This is a genomic window from Streptococcus sp. WM07 (genome assembly GCF_004570525.1).
Lineage (GTDB): Bacteria > Bacillota > Bacilli > Lactobacillales > Streptococcaceae > Streptococcus.
In genome coordinates this window covers 1-378 of the sequence record NZ_SPPZ01000291.1, presented here as the reverse complement: position 1 = coordinate 378, position 378 = coordinate 1, and the positions used below count along the sequence as shown (strand labels likewise).

The window sequence follows — 378 nt, the reverse complement described above, 5'->3', positions numbered from 1 at the left end:
TTCCTTTCTTTGTGAAAATTGGCAGACACGGCGCACTTGATCCCAAGACTTTGCTTGATAGAAAGTCTCGGAGTAGGAAGAATGGGGTAAAATCGTTACATTTTCATCTTCAGGATAAGGTAAACGAATATCCCCTAAACGACTAAGAACAGCGTTTCTTTTTAGCTTAATGAGGTAACTTTCCCCACTCTCCTCAATGGACTTGTAAATTTGTGGAGAAGCGAAACCGCTATCCATGCGGAAAAGTAACTGATTGAAGTCTTCTAAAATAGGTCGGAGGAACTCCACCGCTCCTTCGGAGCAATAGCGATTTCCAGGACGTAACTGAGCATTGAAACAATAACCAGTCTGACTTTCAAAAGCATAGAGTGGATGATA

Annotated in this window: 1 protein-coding gene; it reads right to left on the bottom strand. The window is 41.8% G+C overall.

The genetic code is table 11. From position 1 onward, the window contains the following. The coding region (locus tag E4T71_RS09290) for a transposase (RefSeq protein ID WP_167758531.1) at nt 1-378 on the bottom strand (378 nt) is incomplete at both ends.